The 22,627-nt window shown below is 61.8% G+C and carries 18 protein-coding genes and 1 riboswitch; of the genes, 6 read left to right on the top strand and 12 right to left on the bottom strand.

The window, feature by feature from the left end; translation table 11 throughout:
• Nucleotides 1–86: 86 nt before the first annotated feature.
• The gene (gene serB, locus HBO24_RS15855) at nucleotides 87–1,298 is read right to left on the bottom strand and encodes a phosphoserine phosphatase SerB (RefSeq protein ID WP_115127251.1); all 1,212 of its coding nucleotides are present in this window, start codon (nucleotides 1,296–1,298) and stop codon (nucleotides 87–89) included.
• A 133-nt stretch (nucleotides 1,299–1,431) separates the two neighbouring features.
• On the opposite strand from serB, the gene HBO24_RS15850 reads away from it, so the two are divergent.
• Nucleotides 1,432–2,961, top strand: a complete 1,530-nt coding sequence (locus HBO24_RS15850; RefSeq protein WP_057437372.1) for an AhpA/YtjB family protein — start codon at nucleotides 1,432–1,434, stop codon at nucleotides 2,959–2,961.
• 103 nt (nucleotides 2,962–3,064) lie between these two features.
• Here HBO24_RS15850 and HBO24_RS15845 read toward each other — a convergent pair whose 3' ends face one another.
• The 6 genes from HBO24_RS15845 to HBO24_RS15820 all read right to left on the bottom strand — a co-directional run bounded on the left by HBO24_RS15845 (nucleotide 3,065) and on the right by HBO24_RS15820 (nucleotide 10,294).
• Entirely contained in the window at nucleotides 3,065–3,772 is a 708-nt protein-coding gene (locus tag HBO24_RS15845) for an ABC-type transport auxiliary lipoprotein family protein (RefSeq protein ID WP_057444497.1), read from the bottom strand.
• A 176-nt stretch (nucleotides 3,773–3,948) separates the two neighbouring features.
• A complete protein-coding gene (gene parC / locus HBO24_RS15840; protein WP_170059980.1) occupies nucleotides 3,949–6,213 on the bottom strand; it encodes a DNA topoisomerase IV subunit A in 2,265 nt (754 codons plus the stop codon).
• 10 nt (nucleotides 6,214–6,223) lie between these two features.
• Nucleotides 6,224–6,745 (bottom strand): TIGR02281 family clan AA aspartic protease, encoded by a 522-nt coding sequence (locus HBO24_RS15835; RefSeq protein ID WP_170059979.1) that lies wholly within the window; start codon nucleotides 6,743–6,745, stop codon nucleotides 6,224–6,226.
• Nucleotides 6,742–7,737 (bottom strand): esterase-like activity of phytase family protein, encoded by a 996-nt coding sequence (locus tag HBO24_RS15830; protein ID WP_170059978.1) that lies wholly within the window; start codon nucleotides 7,735–7,737, stop codon nucleotides 6,742–6,744. The genes HBO24_RS15835 and HBO24_RS15830 overlap by 4 nt, the downstream gene beginning before the upstream one ends.
• Nucleotides 7,737–9,641 carry a DNA topoisomerase IV subunit B gene (gene parE, locus HBO24_RS15825; protein WP_057437361.1) on the bottom strand — a complete coding sequence of 635 codons (1,905 nt, stop codon included), beginning with the start codon at nucleotides 9,639–9,641 and terminating at the stop codon, nucleotides 7,737–7,739. Before parE ends, HBO24_RS15830 begins: the two co-directional genes overlap by 1 nt.
• Nucleotides 9,642–9,685: 44 nt before the next feature.
• Nucleotides 9,686–10,294 carry a YqiA/YcfP family alpha/beta fold hydrolase gene (locus HBO24_RS15820; RefSeq protein ID WP_115127248.1) on the bottom strand — a complete coding sequence of 203 codons (609 nt, stop codon included), beginning with the start codon at nucleotides 10,292–10,294 and terminating at the stop codon, nucleotides 9,686–9,688.
• Between the two features lie 133 nt (nucleotides 10,295–10,427).
• Between HBO24_RS15820 and HBO24_RS15815 the strand changes: the two genes are divergently transcribed.
• The 3 genes from HBO24_RS15815 to HBO24_RS15805 all read left to right on the top strand — a co-directional run bounded on the left by HBO24_RS15815 (nucleotide 10,428) and on the right by HBO24_RS15805 (nucleotide 13,949).
• Nucleotides 10,428–11,318, top strand: coding sequence for a LysR family transcriptional regulator (locus HBO24_RS15815; RefSeq protein WP_170059977.1), 891 nt, complete (start codon nucleotides 10,428–10,430; stop codon nucleotides 11,316–11,318).
• 226 nt (nucleotides 11,319–11,544) lie between these two features.
• A complete protein-coding gene (locus tag HBO24_RS15810) occupies nucleotides 11,545–12,894 on the top strand; it encodes an MFS transporter (protein ID WP_315973197.1) in 1,350 nt (449 codons plus the stop codon).
• Between the two features lie 71 nt (nucleotides 12,895–12,965).
• Entirely contained in the window at nucleotides 12,966–13,949 is a 984-nt protein-coding gene (locus tag HBO24_RS15805) for a M14 family metallopeptidase (RefSeq protein WP_170059975.1), read from the top strand.
• Nucleotide 13,950: 1 nt separating this feature from the next.
• Here HBO24_RS15805 and cpdA read toward each other — a convergent pair whose 3' ends face one another.
• The 3 genes from cpdA to HBO24_RS15790 all read right to left on the bottom strand — a co-directional run bounded on the left by cpdA (nucleotide 13,951) and on the right by HBO24_RS15790 (nucleotide 15,922).
• Nucleotides 13,951–14,766, bottom strand: coding sequence for a 3',5'-cyclic-AMP phosphodiesterase (cpdA, locus tag HBO24_RS15800; RefSeq protein ID WP_170059974.1), 816 nt, complete (start codon nucleotides 14,764–14,766; stop codon nucleotides 13,951–13,953).
• A gap of 98 nt (nucleotides 14,767–14,864) precedes the next feature.
• Nucleotides 14,865–15,314 (bottom strand): DUF1249 domain-containing protein, encoded by a 450-nt coding sequence (locus HBO24_RS15795; RefSeq protein WP_057437343.1) that lies wholly within the window; start codon nucleotides 15,312–15,314, stop codon nucleotides 14,865–14,867.
• Nucleotides 15,305–15,922, bottom strand: a complete 618-nt coding sequence (locus tag HBO24_RS15790) for an NUDIX domain-containing protein (protein WP_057437341.1) — start codon at nucleotides 15,920–15,922, stop codon at nucleotides 15,305–15,307. The genes HBO24_RS15795 and HBO24_RS15790 overlap by 10 nt, the downstream gene beginning before the upstream one ends.
• Before the next feature lie 202 nt (nucleotides 15,923–16,124).
• On the opposite strand from HBO24_RS15790, the gene HBO24_RS15785 reads away from it, so the two are divergent.
• The gene (locus HBO24_RS15785; RefSeq protein WP_170059973.1) at nucleotides 16,125–16,871 is read left to right on the top strand and encodes an RsiV family protein; all 747 of its coding nucleotides are present in this window, start codon (nucleotides 16,125–16,127) and stop codon (nucleotides 16,869–16,871) included.
• On the opposite strand, the gene cytX is transcribed toward HBO24_RS15785, so the two are convergent.
• Together cytX and thiC are read right to left on the bottom strand one after the other, a co-directional pair.
• A complete protein-coding gene (gene cytX / locus HBO24_RS15780; RefSeq protein WP_170059972.1) occupies nucleotides 16,840–18,129 on the bottom strand; it encodes a putative hydroxymethylpyrimidine transporter CytX in 1,290 nt (429 codons plus the stop codon). The genes HBO24_RS15785 and cytX overlap by 32 nt on opposite strands.
• A gap of 135 nt (nucleotides 18,130–18,264) precedes the next feature.
• Nucleotides 18,265–20,154 (bottom strand): phosphomethylpyrimidine synthase ThiC, encoded by a 1,890-nt coding sequence (thiC, locus tag HBO24_RS15775; RefSeq protein WP_170044469.1) that lies wholly within the window; start codon nucleotides 20,152–20,154, stop codon nucleotides 18,265–18,267.
• A 150-nt stretch (nucleotides 20,155–20,304) separates the two neighbouring features.
• A riboswitch (TPP riboswitch) is annotated at nucleotides 20,305–20,410 on the bottom strand.
• Nucleotides 20,411–20,606: 196 nt separating this feature from the next.
• Between thiC and HBO24_RS15770 the strand changes: the two genes are divergently transcribed.
• Complete coding sequence (locus HBO24_RS15770) at nucleotides 20,607–22,043, top strand: TolC family outer membrane protein (protein ID WP_170059971.1); 1,437 nt, start codon at nucleotides 20,607–20,609, stop codon at nucleotides 22,041–22,043.
• Nucleotides 22,044–22,627: the final 584 nt, after the last annotated feature.

Genomic DNA, 22,627 nt, shown 5'->3' with positions numbered 1-22,627 from the left:
CGCGAAAGCGGTGTGACACCTTAGTTGACTGACACACCGCCTTCGCGAGCAAGCCCGCTCCCACATTTTTGACCGCGTTCCTGTCGTTATTGACCGTCGCGGTCACGCAGCCCCAACAGATACAACACACCATCCAGCCCCAAGGTCGAAATCGCCTGCTTGGCCGATTGCTTGACCAGCGGCTTGGCCCGGAAGGCCACGCCCAACCCCGCAATAGCCAGCATCGGCAGGTCGTTGGCGCCGTCGCCGACCGCAATGGTCTGCTCCAGACGCAAACCTTCCTTGTGTGCCAGCTCCTTGAGCAAGTCAGCCTTGCGTTGCGCATCGACAATCGGTTCGACCGCCACGCCCGTCACCTTGCCATCCACCACTTCCAGCTCGTTGGCGAACACGTAGTCGATGCCCAGCTTGGCCTGCAATTGCTTGGCGAAGTAGGTAAAGCCGCCCGAGAGGATCGCGGTCTTGTAGCCCAGGCGCTTGAGTTCGGCGAACAGGGTTTCGGCACCTTCGGTCAAGCGCAGGGAGGCGCCGATGGAATCGAGGACGCTGACGTCCAGGCCCTTGAGCAATGCCAGGCGCTCCTTGAAGCTGGCGCGAAAATCCAGCTCGCCGGCCATGGCGCGCTCGGTGATCGCCGAGACTTGCTCGCCCACACCTGCGGCCTTGGCCAACTCGTCGATAACTTCGGCTTCGATCAGAGTCGAGTCCATGTCGAACACCGCCAGGCGCCGGTTACGACGGAACAGCGAATCTTCCTGGAAGGCGATATCCACGTTCAGTTCCTGGGCCACGCTGAGGAACTCGGCGCGCAAGGCTTGCGGGTCAGCCGGCTCACCGCGCACGGAGAACTCGATGCAGCCCTTGCCCTGGTCCGCCGGGGTGTCCAGGGGCATGCGACCCGACAGACGGTCGATATGGTCGATATTCAAGCCATATTGCGCAGTGATCGAGCTGACCCGCTGCAATTGTTCAGCGGTGACCTTGCGCGTCAGCAGGGTGACGATGTGGCGTTTCTTGCCTTGGCCGGCCACCCAGTGCTGGTAATCCGCTTCGGATACCGGGGTGAAACGCACCTGCTGGTCCAGCTTATAGGCGGTAAACAGGATGTCCTTGAGCACAGACGACGCCTGTTCGGTATCTGGAATCTCCACCAGGATGCCGAACGACAGGGTGTCGTGGATCACGGCCTGGCCGATGTCGAGAATGGTCACGCCACCCTGGGCCAGAACACCGGTAATGGCTGCGGTAAGACCCGGACGGTCAACACCGGTGATGTTAATCAGGACAATTTCGCGCAAAGCGCACCCCCGAGCTGGAAAAAAACCGCATTCTACCCACTTTCAGTGACCATCGGGCACAGCCAGCGCTTTGCCGGTCTTGGGCCTGTCGCTATACTGCGCGTCAACTTCACGGACCAAGAGCCGAGCGCAAGTGAACCGGCCCACGCCAGTAAAAACCGATAACTTCTTCCTGCTGATCTTCCGGGCACTGCGCCACCGCCGTGTACCGATCGCATTACGCATCGCCAGCCATAACGTGATCCTGGTCGCCCTGGCCCTGGTGATCTACGCCTGCGTGATGGGTTTGCAGTTCAAACAGGCCATGCACGAGCAAGCCGACGCCCTGGGCGAGAGCTTGACGACCCAGACCGCCACCTCGGCGACCGAGCTGTTGGTGTCCAACGACATCCTCAGCCTCAACGTGCTGCTCAACAACCTGACCAAGAACCCGCTGGTGGCCCACGCGGCCATCTACAGCGTGGACAACCGGATCATGGCCGAAGCCGGGCAACGCCCGAAAAACGGCCTGCTGGGTGAGGCCGAAGGCCTGTACCAGAGCAATATCACGTTTCAGGATGTGAAAGCCGGCCAATTGCGCATCAGCCTGGACATGCAACAGTTCCAGCAGCCGATGACCATCAGCCTGCAAAGCATGGGCATCCTCAGCGCGATCCTGCTGGCCCTGGCCCTGGCCTTGAGCCTGCGCCTGGGCCGGCATATCTCCACGCCGCTGATGCAATTGCGCATCTGGCTGCGCGATATCGACGAACACACCCCGGCCACCGACCGCCAGGATGAGATCGGCGACCTTGCCCGCCAGTTGCACACCAGCTTTGCCCCGGAGCCGGTCATACCTGAAGCCAAGCCCGAGCCGGAGTTCGACGACACCGACTATGACGACGAACCCGAGTTCGAAGTGCGCAACCTGCGCGATCCGAGCTTCGACGAGTCGACGCCGATGGCTGGCCTCAAGCCGGCACCGCGTACGGCCATCAAGGCCGAAGAAGACAGCCTGGACGATGACGATCCGTTTGCCGACCTGCGTGACGAGTCGGCGCCAAGCCCGGTGGTCGCGCCTCGGCCTGCGAGCAGCCAGCCCCAGCACAGCGCGGTATTGGCCGTGCAACTGGGCGCCCAGGAGCAATTGCGCCGCCTGCCACGGGCACGCCTGACCGAGTTGCTGGAACGCTACCGCGATTGCCTGGACCAGGCAGCCTCGCTGTACCAGAGCGAACTGCACACCCTGAACGACGGCAGCACGTTGATGCTGTTCCACAGCGAAGACAGCGGCGAAGACTACCTGACCAATGCCATCTGCTGCGGTGAACTGCTGCGCGCCCTGGGCCATGCCTTGCAGATCGAAGTCGCCGACAGCGGCATCACCCTGCAACTGCAACTGGGCCTGACATTGGGCGATGATCTGTATGGCATGAGCCAGATTGATCTGCTGCTGACCGAAAACGCCCAAGACGCCCTGGCCTTGTCGCAACACAGCCGCAACCTGCTGCTGGTGGAGCGCAAGATCAGCGACGACGCCTTGATCCGCCAACGCGCACGTATCCGCCCGATTGCCAGCCCTGAAGGCGCGTGCTGTGTAGAGCGCTTGATGGAGCCTTACCCGTCGATGCTGGAACGTCAGCTGGCACGGATGCATGAGACCCGCAACAAGCCAGCAATGTGACACAGGCTTGTGTGGGAGCGGGCTTGCCCGCTCCCACATTGGATCTGCGCCAAACAAAAAGGCCCGCTTACTCAGCGGGCCTTTTATTTGGCTGCGATTCAAGTCAGAACCTGAACACTTCCATATCCGTACGAATCGGCGATGCCATCGGGATCTTCGGCTTTTCCGGGGCTGCCGGCTTGGCCGGCGCCGGGGCCTGCTTGCGCGGGGCCTCGGCAATCGGTGGCTGGTTGGCCAATGGCTTGAGGGCAACCGACAACTGCTCAGCCAAACGCTGCAACAACACACCCTGGGCCTGGACCTGGGAAGCGGTGCTGCCGGCATGCTGCTCCTGCAGATGCACAATGCGGTTGTCCCGCACCTGGCCACGGCGGTCGATCAGGCGCCATTGCGCGTCAAGGATGGCCGGCTGCGAAGCCCCGGAGTCCAGACGCGTAATGGTCAGCAACACCTGCACATCCGGCGTAAAGCTGGTGGGCGCCGGCGACAGCACCACACGCTGGCTGTCCAGATGACCGGCCACCTGGCGCAGCATCAACTGGTTGATATCCGACGACAGGCTACCGGCCCAACGGCCGTCGATGGAGCCTTGCAGGCTGCCATCGTCCTGGCGTTGCAGCAGGGTTTCACGTTGCAGGTAATCGGCAACCACGACCGGCCCGAGCAAGACCGCCATGCCAGCACTTTGCGCAGGCTGCGCCGGATTTCCGCTATCCAGCTGGTACAGCGACACCGGTTGGTGCGTAGTGCAACCCGCCAACCCCAAAAGGCCAGCGAGCATCAAAAATAAAGGAAGGCGTGGAGCAGTCATCATCCCATCCAGGTGGCTGCCACAAGGCAAACCACAATGTAATACTAAAAATAACCTATACGCGCTCAGCCACGCCGGCGCTGGAAAGGCCATATCATCCGTGAATATGCGCCATGACTCCAGCGCGAAAGCGCCGATCTACGCGTTAAATCGTAGATCGGGCGCTCTATATCGCTTTAAGCAGGTGTTTCTACCAGCAAAGCATCCACCCGCTGGAAGCCACGGGGCAATTTGTTCCCGCGGCGTCCACGTTCACCCTTGTAATGCTCAAGGTCATCAGGGCGCAGGGACAGTGTACGTTTACCGGCCTGCAGCACCAGGGTAGAGCCTTCCGGGATCACCGCGATGTCGGTCACGTACTCTTCGCGACTGGCCACCCGCTCCCCTGGGATACCAATGATTTTATTGCCCTTACCCTTGCCCAACTGCGGCAGGTCGCTGATCTTGAACACCAGCAAACGCCCCTCGGTGGTCACCGAGGCCAGCCAATTGCCTTCACGGTCCTCGACCGGACGCGGCAGGATCACCTTGGCGTTGTTCGGCAGGCTCAACAGCGCCTTGCCCGCCTTGTTCTTGGCCTGCAAATCCTCGCCCTTGACCACGAAACCGTAGCCGGCGTCAGAGGCGATGACGTACAGCGAGTCATCATCGGGCAGCAATACACACTCAAAACTTGCCCCTGGCGGCGGCGCCAGGCGGCCGGTCAACGGCTCACCCTGGCCCCGTGCAGATGGCAGGGTATGGGCCGGCACCGAATAACTGCGCCCGGTGGAGTCGATAAACACCGCGAACTGGTTGGAACGCCCGGCTGCGGCGGTCTTGAACCCATCGCCGGCTTTGTACGACAAGCCAGTGGCATCAATATCATGCCCCTTGGCGGAACGAACCCAACCCTTTTCCGACAGAACGACGGTAATTTTCTCGTTGGGCAACAGCTCGGTTTCGGTCAGGGCCTTGGCTTCGGCACGCTCGACAATCGGCGAGCGGCGGTCGTCGCCATAGGTTTCGGCATCTTTGATCAATTCGCTGCGCACCAGCTTCTTGAGCTTGGCTTCGCTGCCCAGCAGGGCTTGCAGCTTGGCTTGTTCCTTGAGCAGCGCGTCCTGTTCGTCGCGCAGCTTCATCTCTTCCAGGCGCGCCAACTGGCGCAGGCGGGTGTCGAGGATGTAGTCGGCCTGGATCTCGCTCAGCTCGAAACGCGCGATCAGCTCGGCTTTCGGGTGCTCGGCGGTGCGGATGATGTGGATCACTTCATCCAGGTTGAGATAGGCGATCAGCAAGCCGTCCAACAGGTGCAGGCGACGCTCGACCTTGTCCAGGCGGAACTGCAGGCGGCGGCGCACGGTATTGACCCGGAACTCCAGCCACTCCACCAGCAGGTTGCGCAGGTTTTTCAGCTGCGGCTTGCCGTCCAGGCCAATGATGTTGACGTTGACCCGGTAGCTGGATTCCAGCTCGGTGCTGGCAAACAGATGCTGCATCAACACTTCGTGATCGACCCGGCTATTGGTCGGGATGATCACGATGCGGCAAGGGTTCTCGTGGTCGGACTCGTCACGCAGGTCCGCCACTTGCGGCAGCTTCGACGGCTTGGCCTGCATCAGCGCGGCAATCTGTTCCAGCACCTTGGCGCCGGAGACCTGGTGCGGCAAGGCGGTGACGATGATGTCGCCATCTTCGATGTGGTACACCGCACGCATGCGCACCGAGCCCTTGCCGGTCTCGTACATTTTCAGCAGGTCTGCACGCGGCGTGATGATTTCCGCTTCGGTCGGGTAATCCGGGCCCTGGATATGCTCACACAGTTGCTCAACCGTGGCCTTGGGCTCATCGAGCAGGCGCACGCAGGCCGTGGCGACTTCACGCAGGTTGTGCGGTGGCACATCAGTGGCCATACCCACGGCAATGCCGGTGGTGCCGTTGAGCAGGATATTGGGCAGGCGCGCCGGCAATACCAATGGCTCGTCGAGGGTGCCGTCGAAGTTCGGGCCCCAGTCTGCCGTGCCCTGGCCCAGCTCGCTGAGCAGCACTTCGGAGTAACGCGACAGCCGCGCCTCGGTATAACGCATGGCGGCGAACGACTTGGGATCATCCGGCGCACCCCAGTTGCCCTGGCCATCGACCAGGGTGTAGCGGTAGCTGAACGGCTGGGCCATCAGCACCATGGCTTCGTAGCACGCCAAGTCGCCGTGGGGGTGGAATTTGCCGAGCACGTCACCGACGGTACGCGCCGACTTCTTGTGCTTGGAGTCCGCGTCCAGGCCCAACTCACTCATGGCGTAGATAATGCGCCGCTGTACCGGTTTCAGGCCGTCGCCGATATGCGGCAAGGCACGGTCCATGATCACGTACATGGAGTAGTTGAGGTAGGCATTTTCGGTGAAGTCAGCCAGCGACCGGCGTTCTACGCCGTCTAAGCTGTCTGCAAGGATGTCACTCATGCGGGCCTCATCATTGTCTGGTCTGGCGTAGCAGCAAGGTGCCGCCACGCTGGGTAAATTCAAGTTGTTTCAATGCGCTCATGCCCAACAGCACTTGCTCGCCACCCAGCCCCGGCGCCACCAGGGCGCGCACGTCCTGCAGGACGATATCGCCCAACTGCAGGCGGTCGAGGTGGGTGCGATAGCCCTGGCTGCGGCCGTTGGCGGTGCTCAAGGTCACCGGCAAACCGCGCTTGAGCCCCAGGCGTTCGGCCAACTCGGCCGGCACCGCCACATCGGTGGCGCCGGTATCGAGCATGAAATCCACCGGCTGGCCGTTGATCTGGCCAGTGGCGACGAAATGCCCCTGGCCGTTGCCGACCAGTTTCACTTCGATATAACCCTCGTGTTGCTGTGAGGTGACCACGGCATTGGGGTTTTCCTGCCGCGCCTCCCATTGCCCGAAAAACCGCGTGGCCAGAAACAGTCCGGCCCCCCAGGCCACGAACATCAACACCCGCCCGGCACGCTTGCCCAGTGGTTGCGCACTCAAGGCTGGGCGCTCCAGCCACCGGCCGGGGCGGCAAAACGATAGACCATCGGGCGTTTTTCAGCATCGGCCCGAGCGCCGAAATTATTGTCGATGCCAATCCAGGCGCCGTCGGCGTCAATCAACAGGGCTTCCGCCAGGCCGTAGCTCTGGGAGTAACGTCGATTTGGCACCAGGGCCTCATCGGCATACGACCAACACAACTCGACCTTGGCCGTCACGCTGTCGCGCCGGCAGATCTGGAACGCGTTGCGCTCCAGGGTAAACAGCTTGCCGTTGAACAACGCCAGGTCGGCAAAGTCCTTGGACACCGCCTTGGCCCCCGGAAACTGCGCCGGTTGCATTTCCTGGCCGGCTTCGCTCAACAGTACGCATGGGCCATCACAATCCCAAACGCTTTGCCCGCGCTTGATCGAGATCAGCCCGCGCCGCTCACGCTCGGCTGCCAGCCAGATCTGGTTGCCCTCGGGGTTGACCGCCAAGCCCTCAAACAAGGCATTGAAGTGCAACAACAGGCCACTGGCCCGCGCCTCGCGGACCATGCCAGGGGCAATCTTCAGCCACTCGGGATCACCGCTTGCCGGCACCTGCAGCACGGCCGCATGGGCTTCGCTGACGATATAGCGATTACCCGCGGCGTCACAGCTGATGCCTTCAAAATCCAGGTCGCCGCCGCGAATCACCGACGCCGCCGTGGTGCGTGCGCGCAAGCCCCAGGGCAGGCCAGACTCGGGCACCGGCGGCACGTTGATCGTTACCGTCTCGGCCTGCCAGGTGTCGGCGCGGGTATCGAGGCGGTAGATCTGGTCGTCGTCGCGGTCAGAGACCGTCCACAAGTCCTTGCCACACAAGGCCAGGCCCGACAGGTTGCCGCCGCGCATGCCGTCTACCGGGTGTTCGGACAACAACTTGAGTTCGGCCGCAGGTTGGGCAACCACTGAGGTAGCTGCCAACCCGCTCAACAACAGTATCGCCAGGGCGAAACCGCTGCGCATCAGCCCAATACCTCGGCCAGGTTGCCTTTGGACTCCAGCCAGGCCTTGCGGTCGCCGGCGCGCTTCTTGGCCAGCAACATGTCCATCATTTCCGAAGTGGCGGCATAGTCTTCGAGGGTCAACTGCACCAGGCGCCGGGTGTTCGGGTCCATGGTGGTTTCGCGCAGTTGCGGCGGGTTCATTTCACCCAGGCCCTTGAATCGGGTGACTTGTGGCTTGCCGCGCTTCTTCTCGGCCACCAGGCGGTCGAGGATGCCGTCGCGTTCGGCCTCGTCCAGGGCGTAGAAGATTTCTTTGCCCAGGTCGATGCGGTACAGCGGCGGCATGGCCACGTAGACGTGACCGGCATCCACCAGCGGGCGGAAATGCTGGACGAACAGTGCGCAGAGCAACGTGGCAATGTGCAGACCATCGGAGTCGGCGTCGGCCAGGATGCAGATCTTGCCGTAGCGCAACTGGCTCATGTCCTCGGCGCCTGGATCGACGCCAATGGCCACGGCGATGTTGTGCACTTCCTGGCTGGCCAGGACTTCGCTGCCATCGACTTCCCAGGTGTTGAGGATCTTGCCGCGCAACGGCAGGATCGCCTGGAATTCCTTGTCCCGCGCCTGTTTGGCCGAACCACCGGCGGAATCACCTTCGACCAGGAACAGTTCGGAGCGCATCGGGTCCTGGCCGGCGCAGTCCGCCAGCTTGCCGGGCAATGCCGGGCCCTGGGTAATGCGCTTGCGCTCGACCTTTTTGCTGGCCTTGAGGCGACGGCCGGCGTTGTTGATCGCCAGCTCCGCCAGGGCCAGGCCCAGTTCCGGGTGCTCGTTGAGCCACAGGCTGAACGCATCCTTGACCACGCCCGAGACAAACGCCGCGGCCTCGCGGGACGACAGGCGTTCCTTGGTCTGGCCGGAGAATTGCGGCTCCTGCATTTTCATCGACAGCACAAAGGCGATGCGTTCCCAGACGTCTTCCGGCGCCAGCTTCACACCGCGCGGCAACAGGCTGCGGTATTCGCAGAATTCGCGCATGGCATCCAGCAAGCCCTGGCGCAGACCGTTGACGTGGGTACCGCCCTGGGCGGTGGGGATCAAGTTGACGTAGCTTTCCTGGACGCTGTCGCCCCCTTCAGGCAGCCACAGCAAGGCCCAGTCCACGGCCTCCTTGTTACCTGCCAGGCTGCCGCAGAACGGCTCGTTGGGCAGGCGCTCGAACTCGCTGACCGAGTCTTCGAGGTAGGAACGCAGGCCGTCTTCGTAGTGCCACTCGACCTTTTCGCCGGTGCCTTTGTCTTCAAAACTGACCAGCAAGCCCGGGCACAGCACGGCCTTGGCCTTGAGTACGTGCTTGAGGCGGCTGATGGAGAATTTCGGGGAATCGAAGTACTTCGGGTCCGGCGCGAAGTACACGCTGGTCCCGGTATTGCGCTTGCCGACCGTGCCGACCACTTCCAGCTCGGTGGCCTTGTAGCCATCGGCGAAGGTCATCTGGTATTCGTTGCCGTCGCGCTTGACCTTGACCCGCACCTGCGTGGACAAGGCGTTGACCACGGAAATACCCACACCGTGCAAGCCGCCGGAAAACTGGTAGTTCTTGTTGGAGAACTTGCCGCCCGCGTGCAGCTTGGTGAGGATCAGCTCGACACCCGACACGCCCTCTTCCGGGTGGATGTCCACCGGCATACCGCGGCCGTCGTCGGACACCTCCAGGGAATGGTCGGCGTGCAGGATGACCTGGACCGACTTGGCATGCCCGGCCAAGGCTTCGTCGACGCTGTTGTCGATGACTTCCTGGGCAAGGTGGTTCGGCCGACTGGTGTCGGTGTACATGCCGGGGCGTTTGCGCACCGGGTCGAGGCCCGAGAGGACTTCGATGGCGTCGGCGTTATAAGAGCTAGCGCTGGGAGTGGCCATGGGGTCTCGTCGTGAGTCGTTCGATTAAAAAGTAACCTGCGGTTTCACAATGCGGTGAAATCGAAGGATTGGTACTGATCTGCGCCAATGCCGGCAAAACTCAACAACGCCGGCAACTGTCGGCCAAAGCCCTGGTAACCGTGGTCGCCGCCAGCCTGGATACGCAAGGCACAGGCCCGGTAATACTGCTCGGCGAGGCGATAATCCAGTGTTTCGTCCCCGGTCTGCAACCACACCTGATAGCGCTGGGCATCCTGGGGCGCTGCAACCTCAAGCTCAGCCAGGGCCGCGACGTGATCGTGGGTCAGTTCCCAGGTTTCATCGGTGTAGAGGTTCTTCTGGGTGCCCAGGTAACCGTCGAACATGCGATGGGGGCTGACCGCCGGGTTGACCAACAGCGCCTTGAGGCCATGGCGTTCGGCAAGATGGGTTGCATAGTAGCCGCCGAGTGAGCTGCCGACCAGCAGCGGCCGCCCCAGCTCGCCGATCGCCTGCTCCAGCTGGGCCATCGCCTGGCGCGGGTGATGATGCAAGGCCGGCACCCGCAATTGGTCGGCCAGACCGAGACTGTCCATCACGCCCATCAGCAAGCTGGCCTTGGTCGAGGCCGGCGCACTGTTGAAACCGTGGATATACAAGATCGAAGCGGACATGCAGGGCTCTCCGTGCGTTATCAGCCAAAGGGGCGCAGTTTACAGGGAACGCGGGGGTTGTGGGTGCAGCCCATCGCCGCTGGCGGTACTATCGCTGACGCCGCGTTGATGAGCCGCCAGGCAGGAAAACCGCATGCAACTAGAATGGCTTGAGGATTTTATCGAACTGGCCCGCACCCGCAGCCTGTCGCGGGCCGCCGAAAATCGCTGTGTCACGCACCCGGCGTTCGGCCGACGTATCCGCGCCCTGGAAGAATGGGTCGGTACACCCTTGATCGAGCGCAAACAGCCCCTGTCACTGACGCCTTGCGGCGTGCTGTTCCTGGACGCCGCGACACAATCATTGCAACTGCTGACCACTGTCAGGGCGCAATTCAAAGGCACCACCCTGAGCCGCGACGAGCCTGTGCGCATCGCCACCGGCCGGACCCTGGCCAGCGATTTTTTCCCGGACTGGTACGACTCATTGCACCAGCGCCTGGGCAATTTTGCAGTGTCATTGGTCACCAGCGGGGCGCAAGAAGCGATCAGCAAGTTATCCGCCGGTGAGGTCGACCTGCTGTTGAGCTTTTCCAGCCCATTGACCCAGACCCTGCTGGGCGCGGAGCGTTGCGACTCCCGGGTACTGGCCAATGAGGAACTGTTGCCGGTCAGTGCGCCGGACGCCAATGGCCTGCCGCGCCAGCAGATCTGCACCGCGCCCTGCGCCATGAGCATCCCCTGGCTGGCCTTTTCTCCGTCCCTGGCACTGCGCGGCGTGCTGGCCCAGCACCTTGAGCGGCTGCCACAGCACCTGGCGCTGCGCATGGTCTACCAGGCGGACTCTTATGACGCCATCCTGGAAATGGCCAAGCGTGGCAGAGGTCTGGCATGGCTGCCGCGCATGGTGGTCAAGGATGCGCTGGCCTCGGGCGAGTTGCTGATTGCAGGCGGCCCCGAGTTTCACGTCGCCTTCGACGTCTCGCTGCATCGCCTGCACGCCAACCAGAGCGAAATGGTCATGAAGATCTGGGAAGGTCTGTGAACCTGTCGTTGCGCCAACAGCGTTTGCGATCATAGCGCCAGGCATTGCATCAACTTCAAGATGCGTAAAACCCAATGCCTGTCGGCCCCGTGCCAAAACAGCTCAAACCTGTGCCGAAACGGCAATTGCTGTTCGTGCGCACTTGATTCAATTTCACCCGGGCTTTCACCCATAACAATTAATGCCTTCGATCTCGTCAGGCCGCGCTGCGGTTCGGCGAATCCGAATGCCAACTGTGAAACAGACCCGGTGCACACCCATGACAGTCCCATCATCCGTCTTATCATCGGCACAGGCTCCAACCCAGCGAGGTCCATGGAAGGAGATCGTCGCTGCCAGTGTCGGCAACGCCTTGGAGTTTTATGATTTGCTGATCTATGGCTATTTCGCAGTAGTGATCAGCAAACAGTTTTTCCCATCCGATAACGAAACCACCTCACTGCTGCTGGCCGTAGGCTCGTTTGGCATTTCCTTCCTGATGCGCCCCCTGGGCGCCATCGTGCTCGGCTCCTACACCGACAGGGCCGGGCGAAAGGCATCGTTAACGATGTCGATCATGATCATGCTGATCGGCACCGCAATGATTACCTTCGCCCCGACCTATGAGCAGATCGGCTTGGCAGCGCCGCTGTTGATCATCGTTGCGCGCATGCTCCAGGGCTTTTCTACGGGCGGTGAGTTTGGTGCGGCGACCGCATTCATGGTCGAGCACGCCGATGCCAAACGCCGTGGCTTCTTTGCCAGTTGGCAATTGTCGACCCAGGGCCTGGCGACCGTACTGGCCGCGGGGGTCAGTGCAATCCTCAGCTATGTGCTGTCGGATGTGCAGTTGAACGACTGGGGTTGGCGTGTGGCCTTCGGCTTCGGCCTGCTGATCGGGCCGGTGGGTTTCTACATTCGCACGCAAATCGATGAAACCCCAGACTTCAAGAAAACCGCCGCCAGCACAAAGGTGAAGACGCCGCTGCGCGATGTGTTGGTCAAAGGGCACGTCAGCCTGTTGCTGGCTATCGGCGTGGTGGCCGGGGCCACAGCATTCAACTATGTGCACAAACTGTACATGCCCATTTATGCCCTTAAACAACTGAACATCACCGCCACCTCTTCGTATCTCGGGGCGCTGATGACTGGCGTGACCCTGATGTTGATGGCCCCGGTATTTGGCGGCTTATCCGATCGCTACGGACGCTTTCGGGTACTGACAATCGCCTTGCTGCTTACCGGGTTTTCGTCCTATCCGATGTTCGCCCTGCTCAACGCCTTCCCCAGCTTTTCTACGCTGCTGACCGTGCAGGCGATTGTCGGGTTGTTGATCGCTGCCTGCCTGGGGCCCATCCCGGCGATGCTTGCCGATATTTTCCCAACCAGCATTCGCGGGACCGGCCTGGCGCTGAGCTACAACTTTTCCGTCACCCTGTTTGGTGGTTTTGCGCCCTTGATCGTGACCTGGATGATCGACACCAGCGGCAGCAAGCTGGCCCCCAGCTTTTATGTCATGGCGACCATTCTGATCAGCGTACTGGCGATTATCTGCCTGGGCCGACGCATGCGCGGCACCCACCCCGCTGCCCATTAAACAAACCCTTCTTGCTTGTCGCGCGCCAAGCCCGCGCGGCAAGTGCACACCTCGGTCAGTCGGAGACTGAAATGAAAACCCTTGAGCAGGTTCGTGCAGCACTCAAACCCTACCCCGTGGAGGTCCAGTTCCCTGATCTGAGCCAATGGAAAACCGGTAACTGCGGGATCGACTACATCCACAGCTTCGACAGCGGCACGCCAGGGCCCCATGTGCTGATCATGGCGCTGACCCATGGCAATGAAGTCAGCGGCGCAATCGCGGTGGACGCCCTGTTGCGTAGCGGGGTGCGCCCGCGCCAGGGGCGATTGTCACTGGGCTTTGCCAACATACAGGCCTATCAACGCTTCGACCCACAGGACATTGATGCGACCCGCTTTATTGACGAGGACATGAACCGCGTCTGGCTGCCATCAACCCTCGACGGCCCGCGCGACTCCGCCGAATTGCGCCGCGCCCGGGAGCTGCGCCCGCTGATCGACAGCGTCGATTTGCTGCTCGATATCCACTCAATGCACGAAGAATCACCGCCGCTGATGATGTGCGGTGCATGCGCCAAAGGCCTGGCGTTCGCCCAATCATTAGGCGTACCGGCAACCATCGTCGCAGACGCCGGCCACGCCAACGGCCGGCGCATGCGTGATTACGGCGGATTCGGCGATGCCGCCAGCCCCAAGAATGCGCTGCTGATCGAGACCGGCCAGCACTTTTCGAAAACCAGTGAACGGGTCGCCCTCGACGTCGCGGCCCGCTTCCTGATTGCGACTCAGGCAGTCGCCGAGGCGGATGTATCGACGTTTCTCAGCCAGGAAAAACCTGCAGCCCAGCAATGTTTGCAAGTCACTGACCCAGTGATTGCCCACAGCATGGACTTCAGTTTCACCGATGACTTTCGTGGCCTGGAGCGGATCAGCCACGCTGGAACGGTGATCGCCCGGGATGCCCAGCGCGAAATCGTCACGCCGTATGACAACTGCGTGTTGATTCAGCCTTCGCTGCGGCATCTGGGGCAAGGCGTTACGGTGGTGCGGTTAGCGCGGGACCACCGTCAATAGATCAGTAGCCATTGCTGGCGTAATCGACGGTGAAGGCAAACCCCTGGACCCGCTCTACGCCTGTTTCCAAGCGTCCATCGGCATGCAAACGCAGCCAGCGATAGCCAGGGGCCTGTTCGCTGACGTTGAAATCCTCACTGCCCGGGGTGAACTGGATACAGGTCGACGGCGACGCCAGCAGGCGCACGCCATGGCGTTCGCGGTCGATTTCCTGGTGCACATGCCCCCACAGCACCGCCCGTACCTGGGGAAACCGGTCGAGGACAGCGAACAGCGCCTCAGGGTTACGCAGGCCAATCGGCTCCATCCAGGCACAGCCGATAGGCACGGGGTGATGATGGAAGCACACCAGGTGATGGCGGCCCGGTGCTTCGCTCAACGCCTGGGCCAAGAGCTGCAATTGCACATCCGCCAGATAACCCGGCACCGAGCCCGGCACGGCGGAGTCCAGCATAATGACCCGCCAGTTGCCCACATCCACCACCGGCTCCAGCAACGCACTGCCCATGGTGGCCTCGGCCATGACCTGCGGCTCATCGTGGTTGCCCGGGATCCAGCGCGCCGGGGCCCCGACCCGCTGGCTCAGTTCGCGAAACAGCTGGTAGGACGCAAGCGTGCCGTCCTGGGACAGGTCGCCGGTGGCCAGCAGCAAATCAATCTGCGGCTGCTGGGCGCGGACCAGGTCAATCACCCGCTGCAGGCTGTCACGGGTGTTCATGCCCAGCAGCGTGCCGTCGGCCTCGGCAAACAGGTGGCTGTCAGACAGTTGCACCAGCAACGCCGGCGCATCAGGGTTCACGATGGATACGCTCGGCAAGGCGTTCTCCCAGGGCGATCACGAAAAATGGACAATGGGCGCAATTATGCTGGGGCAGGATACAAAGAGGAAACCCGTGAAGCAGACGCAGTTCACATCTACCGCACGACTTCAAACTCATGGCCCAACGCCAGGCAATGGCTCAACCACTCGCCGAGGAACACATTGAGCTGGGCTTTCTCATCGGGCTGGTGCATGAACACATTGGGGTAAGGATAGATGCTGCGAAAGCGCCGTGCATGTTCGGCACTGACCACTTCGGCCATCTGTGCATCGTGATACACCTGCACTTCCAGCTGCGGCACCGGCAGCCACGGCAGGCTGTGCTCCTGGCGCACCCGCAGGGTGCTGGTGTAGGGGCAGGTGAGGATCACTTCCAGGTTCAACACGCCGAGCATCTGGTCGCCGTGGGTCACGGCGATCCGGCGCGCTTCGGGCGCGTGGCGCATGTCCGGCAACAGGCGCATCAGCCGCGCGTAGTTGGCCTCGCAAGCGGCTTGCAAGCCGATCAGGTCGACCCGGTAGCGTTCCCGTACCTTTACTGCCATAGCCCCCTCACTTCCGCGCGATTAAGCGCAAGCCATTGCAGGGCGATAATGCTGGCTGCGTTGGAAATTTTACCGTCGCGTACCGCTTGCAGGGCATCTTCAAAAGCCCAGACGGTGACACGGATATCTTCTGCCTCCTCGGCCAGGCCATGGATACCGCCGGCACCGGCACTGTCGCAACGCCCCAAAAACAGGTGGACAAATTCGGTGCTGCCACCCGGCGAGGGGAAATATTTGGTGATCGGCCACAGCGCGGAGAAGGTCAGCCCAGCTTCCTCTTCGGCTTCGCGGTGTGCAACCTCCTCCGGTTGCTCGTCCTTGTCGATCAGGCCGGCCACCATTTCCACCAGCCAGGGGTTGTCGGTGCGCCCCATGGCGCCCACACGAAATTGCTCGATCAACACCACTTCATCGCGCTGCGGGTCGTAGGGCAGTACACACACGGCATCGTGGCGTACAAAAATCTCACGGTTGATAACCGGGCTCATGCCGCCATCGAACAACTCGTGACGCAGTTGCACGCGATCGAGCTTGTAGAAGCCGCTGTAGGCATTGTCGCGCTGAACCTCTTCGAATCTGGTCGGCGTCGATTTCGCACTGTCGGTCATATCAACCCTCGTTTAATCCAGTGTGTGTCTTAGCATCGCGCCATCCTACAGCGCTCGCGCGCCTCGGTGCAGCCCCTTTGCGGTTGCCGGGACGGGCGGCGGCGGTCACACTCACTGTAATCAGCTTAGTGGCGAACTGACTGGGATGCCGATAGTCGAAGCCCCATATCTTTCGCTCTTCTCCGCTTTATGAAGGACGCCCATGTCGCTGTTAAAAGTCGCCTCCGTGGCCTGTATTGCCCTGACGCTCGGTGCTTGCCAGAGCCTGTTCCAACCCAGCTACCGTGCGCCGCTGGAAGCCACTCGCGATGCCTCCGAGGTGGTGCAACCCGGCTGCACCACTGCCGATTGCCCGCTGGTGAACATCGATACGGTGCATTTCGCCAGCGAGCCCAAGCTCGATGCGTTGATCGAGCAACGCCTGCTGGAAATGACCCGCACCACCTCCGGCGCCCCGGTGCCGGCGACCTTGAATGCCTATCGAGAAAAATTCCTGCGTGAGTCCGGCCCGCGCAACAGCATGTATTTGCAGGCCAAGGTACGGGAGCAGCATGACGGCTTGGTGATCATCGAGCTGTCCAGCTACCTGGACACCGGCGGTGCCCACGGCGAACCCGGCCGTGGCTTCATCAACTACTCGCGCCAACAGCAAAAAAACCTGACCCTGGCGGACATGCTGCGCCCGGGCAAGGAAGACGCGTTCTGGAAAGCCGCCCAAGTGGCCCACAACAGCTGGCTGATCAGCACTCGCCTGAGCCTGGAGCCGGAGTACGTGAAAAGCTGGCCCTTCCAGAAAACCCCGAACGTGGCGCTGACCTACGGTGCCGTGGTGCTCAAGTACCCTACGACCACCATTGCGCCTTACGCCATGGGCCACGTCGAGTTGCAGATTCCTTACGCTCGCCTCGACGGCATCATCAAGCCTGAACTGGTGCCCGTGCGCCGCTGAAAGCGCGCCCAAGGATAAATTGCAACAGCCCTGCCAGCGCCAGTGCCGGCAGGGTCGCGCCAATATCCGGGTACAGATTGGCCAGCAGATGATAGGTACTGATTCCTCCCAGCCAGGCCAGCAATGCCGGCCAGCGCAGGCTTGTAGCCAGGGCCTGGCCACGCCGGCGCAGAATGAAGTGGTCCACCAGCACCACGCCAAACAGCGGCGCGAATACCGAGCCGATCAACAGCAGGAAGTTCTGATACTGGGCCAAGGGCGCAAAGCAGGCGATCAGCGTGCACACAAGCCCAATCGCCAGCGCCAGGTGCTCGACTTTCAGGCGCAATAGCATGCCGCTGGACACCGCCGCCGAGTGAATATCAGCGAAGGCGTTTTCTGATTCATCCAACAGAATCAGCAACAGCGGAATCCCCAGGCCAGCCCCGGCCAACGCCAGCAACAGCGCATTGACCTCGCCACTGGGCGCAAACGCCAGGGTGTAGGCCACGCCCAGGCTCATCAGCCAGAAATTACCGATAAAAAAGCCCAGGGCGGTGCCGCCGAACACACGGGTGGCGCGCTGGCCGAAGCGTGAGTAATCGGCAATCAGCGGCAGCCAGGACAACGGCATGGCAATGGCGATATCAAACCCGACGGCAAACGGCAGCGAACCATCGCCGGCCTGGGCCCACAGCGCGGCCAGGTCGGCCTTGGCGAACAGGTTCCAGGTCAGCCATAGGCACGCCGCCAGCAACAGCCAGATCCCCCACTTGCGCAGGATCTGCCGCACGAAGGTCAACGGGCCGCTGACCGCGAGCAACGTGGCGAGGCCGCCGAAGAACACGGTCCAGAGCAACGGGCTGGCCCACAGGCTGCCGGCGCTGAAAGCCCGGGTACCCAGCAGGCTGGCGGCATCGCGCATGACAATAATCTCGAACGAGCCCCAGCCGATCAGTTGCAACAGGTTCAACAGCGCCGGCAGGCTCGCCCCCTTGGCGCCGAGGCTGAGCTTGAGGGCGGCCATGGACGACAGGCCGGTGTCACTGCCGATCACCCCGACGGCAGCCAGCAACAGCACGCCCACCAGGGTACCGAGCAAGATCGCCAACAACGACCCCGACAGGCCCAGCCCCGGCGCCAACAGTGCACCGGTTTGCAGGACCATCAGGCCGATGCCGAGGGAGAACCATAGGGAAAACAGATCGCGGGCGCCGAAGACTCTTTTATCGGCAGGCACCACGATGTCAGGGGAATAGGTGCTGGGTTGAATGCTCAAGGGGGTTATCTCAGAGGGACATGATCGTTGCCACGCTCTGCGTGGGAATGCCGCTTTGGACGCTCCGCGTCCGCTTTGTGACGCGCAGCGTCACGGGATGCATTCCCACGCGGAGCGTGGGAACGATCATTGGGGTCAGACCTTTTTGTAGAGCTGACTGCCTTCCTGCTTGAACCGCTCCGCCTGCTCGGCCAAGCCCTTGGCCACATCCACGTCCACCGCCTCGATGCGCTGGTTGGCCGCGTACTCGCGCACTTCCTGGGTGATTTTCATCGAGCAGAATTTCGGCCCGCACATCGAGCAGAAATGCGCGACCTTGGCCGAGTCCTTGGGCAGGGTTTCATCGTGATAGGAACGTGCGGTGTCCGGGTCCAGGCCGAGGTTGAACTGATCTTCCCAGCGGAACTCGAACCGCGCCTTGCTCAAGGCGTTGTCGCGGATCTGCGCGCCCGGATGACCTTTTGCCAAGTCGGCCGCGTGGGCCGCAATCTTGTAGGTGATGATCCCGGTCTTCACGTCATCCTTGTTCGGCAGGCCCAGGTGTTCCTTGGGCGTGACGTAGCAGAGCATGGCGCAACCGAACCAGCCGATCATCGCCGCGCCAATGCCCGAGGTGATGTGGTCGTAGCCCGGTGCAATATCGGTGGTCAGCGGGCCCAGGGTGTAGAACGGCGCTTCGTCACAGCACTCCAGCTGCTTGTCCATGTTCTCCTTGATCAACTGCATCGGCACATGGCCAGGGCCTTCGATCATGGTTTGCACATCGTGTTTCCATGCGATCTTCGTCAACTCGCCGAGGGTTTCCAGCTCGCCGAACTGCGCCGCATCGTTGGCGTCGGCAATCGAGCCTGGGCGCAGGCCATCGCCGAGGGAGAAACTGACATCGTAGGCCTTCATGATTTCGCAGATTTCGTCGAAATGCGTGTAGGTGAAGTTCTCTTTATGGTGCGCCAGGCACCACTTGGCCATGATCGAGCCGCCCCGGGACACAATGCCGGTGACGCGCTTGGCGGTCAGCGGCACATAGCGCAGCAACACGCCGGCGTGGATGGTGAAGTAGTCGACGCCCTGCTCGGCCTGTTCGATCAAGGTGTCGCGGAACAGCTCCCAGGTCAGGTCTTCGGCGGCGCCGCCGACTTTTTCCAGGGCCTGGTAGATCGGCACGGTACCGATCGGCACCGGCGAGTTGCGGATGATCCACTCGCGGGTTTCGTGGATGTGCTTGCCGGTGGACAGGTCCATCACCGTGTCCGAGCCCCAGCGAATGCCCCAGGTGAGTTTCGCCACTTCTTCTTCGATGGACGAACCCAGGGCGCTGTTGCCGATATTGCCGTTGACCTTCACCAGGAAGTTACGGCCGATGATCATCGGCTCCAGTTCGGTGTGGTTGATGTTGGCCGGAATGATGGCGCGGCCACGGGCGATTTCTTCGCGCACAAATTCCGGGGTGATGATTTTCGGCACGCTGGCCCCGAAGCTGTGCCCGGCGTGTTGCTGGTCGAGCAGGCCAGTGGCGCGAGCCTCTTCAAGCTTCATGTTTTCGCGGATGGCGACGTATTCCATCTCGGCGGTGATGATGCCTTTGCGTGCGTAATGCATCTGGGTCACGTTGGCCCCGGCCTTGGCGCGGCGCGGGTTTTTCACGTGGGCAAAACGCAGGGCGGTCAGCTCGGCGTCGCTCAGGCGCTGCTGGCCGAAGTGCGAACTGAGGCCCGACAGGCGCTCGGTGTCGCCACGGGATTCGATCCACGGCGAGCGCACATCGCCCAGGCCTTTGCGCACGTCGATGATGATATTCGGGTCGGTATACGGCCCGGAGGTGTCGTAGACCACCACTGGCGCATTGATTTCGCCGCCGAAGTCGGTGGGGGTCACGTCCAGGCTGACTTCACGCATCGGCACGCGGATATCCGGGCGAGTGCCCTGCACATAGACTTTTTGCGAGCGGGTAAACGGCTGCACGGATCCGGAATCGACCTTGGCCGACTCACTCAAATGCACGGTGTTTTTTAGTTTTGTACTCATCACGGGCTCTCCAGACACATCCAGGCAGTGGATTTTTGTCGGAGTGAACCTGTGGCGGACGGACGCACTGGAACCAGTGCTGTGCTTGGCGCACGAGGGCTGTTCGATTGTCGAACAACATCCCGGACGAAGCACAAGAGGACTCGCCGGGTGACGAGAAATCTTGTTCCCTACGCAGGCGCTAACCTGATCAGGTTCAACGGGATCCGGTATTTACCGATCTCAGCCTCATAGCAAGGCACCCCGACAAGAACGCGGCCAGTCTAGACCATGGAGCAGGCAAATTGCCAATAGCGGTGCATTCAGCGTGATGAATGGCGCAATTACAGGATTGTTGTGCCGGGGTACGGCCACTACACTCGGCTCCTGCCTCAGCGGCTTGACGCTATGGATTGCTCGTCGTAGCCTTGAACGCTAAATTATTGCCGTAATATTTATCTAGGGATCGCCTCATGCTGCGCAAACTTTCACTGGCTCTTGCCGTGTCTTGTGCGACCAATGGAATGGTCTGGGCAGCAGAAGCGCCCTTGTCGACCAAAACCGACCTGGTCAGCGTCTACCAGGAAGCGGTGGACAACAACGCTGACCTGGCCGCCGCCCGCGCCCAATATGGCGCGCAAAAAGAAGTGGTGCCCCAGGCCCGTGCCGGCTTGCTGCCCAACCTTTCGGCCGGCGCCGACGTGAACAACGTACGCACCCAGATCGACACCCCGTCAGCCACCGCCAATCGCGATGCCCACACCTGGCGTGCGACCCTGAGCCAGCCACTGTTCCGTGCCGACCGCTGGTTCCAGTTGCAGGCGGCCGAAGCGGTCAATGAACAGGCCGCACTGCAGCTGTCGGCCACCGAGCAGGAACTGATCCTGCAAAGCGCGGAAAACTACTTTGCCGTGCTGCGCGCCCAGGACAACCTGGCCTCGACCAAGGCCGAAGAAGCCGCTTTCAAGCGCCAGCTGGACCAGTCCAACGAGCGTTTCGACGTGGGCCTGTCGGACAAGACCGACGTGCTGCAATCCCAGGCCAGCTACGACACCGCGCGGGCCAACCGGATCCTCGCCCAGCGCCAGGTGGATGACGCGTTTGAAGCGCTGATCACCCTGACCAACCGCCAGTACAACGCGATCCAGGGCATTGTCCACACCCTGCCCGTTTTGCCGCCAGCGCCGAATGACGCCAAGGCCTGGGTCGACACCGCCGGGCGGCAGAACCTGAACCTGCTGGCCAGCAACTATGCGGTCACCGCTGCCGAAGAAACCCTCAAGCAACGCAAGGCCGGCCACGCGCCGACCCTGGACGCGGTGGCGCAATACGAAAAAGGCGACAACGACGCCCTCGGTTTCAGCAACCCCAACCCACTCGGCACTTATCGTGGTGATGTCGAGCAACGCACCATCGGCCTGCGCCTGAATATCCCGCTGTACAGCGGCGGCCTCACCAGCTCCCAGGTGCGTGAATCCTATTCGCGCCTGGGCCAGACCGAACAGCAACGCGAAGGCCTGCGCCGCCAGGTGGTGGAAAACACCCGCAACCTGCACCGCGCGGTGAACACCGATGTGGAACAGGTACAGGCACGCCGCCAGTCGATCATCTCCAACCAGAGCGCAGTGGAAGCCACGGAAATCGGTTACCAGGTGGGCACACGCAATATCGTCGACGTGCTCGACGCCCAGCGCCAGCTGTACACCTCGGTGCGCAACTACAACAACAGCCGTTATGACTACATCCTCGACAACCTGCGCTTGAAGCAGGCGGCGGGGACGTTGAACCCGGGGGATCTGCAGGATCTGGCGCGGTACCTGAAGGCTGACTACAACCCGGACAAGGATTTCCTGCCGCCGGATCTGGCCAAGGCCGCGGCCGAACAAATGAAGGCCCGCCCCAACAATTGAGCCACACCACAACACCCGTGTGAGAGTTGGCTGGTGTGGGAGTCGGGCTTGCCCGCGATACAGGCACCTCGGTTTATCTACACGTCTCTTTAGTGATTCTTAGGTTTGTGTACATATCCGTTGCTGCGGTCATGGCCACTCAGGGTTCCGCCCTTACGGCGGCTCACTTTGGAAAGCCCCAAAGTAAGCAAAGGGCTCTTGCCCCACCACTCGGCACCTCGCCCAGGCTCGGTGTGCCCGTCATCCGACATTGATTTGGGGGGCCGCCGCGATGGGCCATCCATGGCCCAGCGCGGCTAACCCGGCGTCCTGCCGGGTTACCCCCCAAATCAATATCGGATGACGGCCAGCGTGGTTTAACGGGGCGCCTCAGATCAAAAGCAAAGCGAGGCGGCCTGACAGCCGACCTGATCTTCGAGGCGTGCGCGTATACCTGTGGGAGCAGGCAAGCCAGCTCCCACAGGGGGGAATGCAGCTTCACCGAGCTGGCTTTTGATCTTGATCTCAGGCGCCCCGTTAAACCACGATGGCCGCAGGCAGGTGTTGCGCAGTGGGCACCCCGGCATGGATGCCGGGGTAGCCGC

This window comes from Pseudomonas sp. WS 5410, from assembly GCF_012985645.1.
In the GTDB taxonomy this organism is placed as follows: domain Bacteria; phylum Pseudomonadota; class Gammaproteobacteria; order Pseudomonadales; family Pseudomonadaceae; genus Aquipseudomonas; species Aquipseudomonas shahriarae.
The sequence above is the reverse complement of the archived record's forward strand: the minus strand, read 5'-3'. Positions and strand labels throughout refer to the sequence as shown.